Raw genomic sequence first — 500 nt, forward strand, 5'->3', positions numbered from 1 at the left:
ACGTCGGCTTCGATGTAGATTTATCCAAGGCTATTGCCGAGAAGCTGGGCATGAAACCCGAAATCAAGGCCATGGCGTTTGACGGACTCATCCCGGCTTTACAAAGCGGTCAAATAGACTTAATTGCTTCGGGCATGGATGCGACTCCCGAAAGAAGAGAACATGTTAGTTTCACACAAACATATTTTAAAGACGGATATACGATTGTCGTACGCAAAGACAATGACACCATTCACAGCTTTGATGATTTAAAAGATATAACCGTAGGTGCACAACTGGGTACTAAGGCAGCCGATTATGCCAAACAATACGGGGCTGTAGTAAAAGAATTTAACCAAAACGACCAATGTTGGATGGAGTTAGAATCACATACATGTGATGCCGTAGTCGTTAACAGAGTCGTGGCTTTATACTTCCTAAACCAAGGAGGAAATAAAGCTTTTAAAACAGTCGGTGAACCCATTCTGTCGGCCGGCGTATCTATGGCCACGACAAAAGAA

Annotated in this window: 1 protein-coding gene; it reads left to right on the top strand. The window is 43.6% G+C overall.

The genetic code is table 11. The features are described 5' to 3' along the window. Positions 1-500, top strand: a 500-nt coding sequence (locus tag PGX78_RS09455; RefSeq protein WP_270446717.1) for a transporter substrate-binding domain-containing protein, incomplete at both ends; no start/stop codon positions are given.

Source organism: Megasphaera sp. AF13-6AC (assembly GCF_027685385.1).
GTDB lineage: Bacteria > Bacillota > Negativicutes > Veillonellales > Megasphaeraceae > Megasphaera > Megasphaera micronuciformis.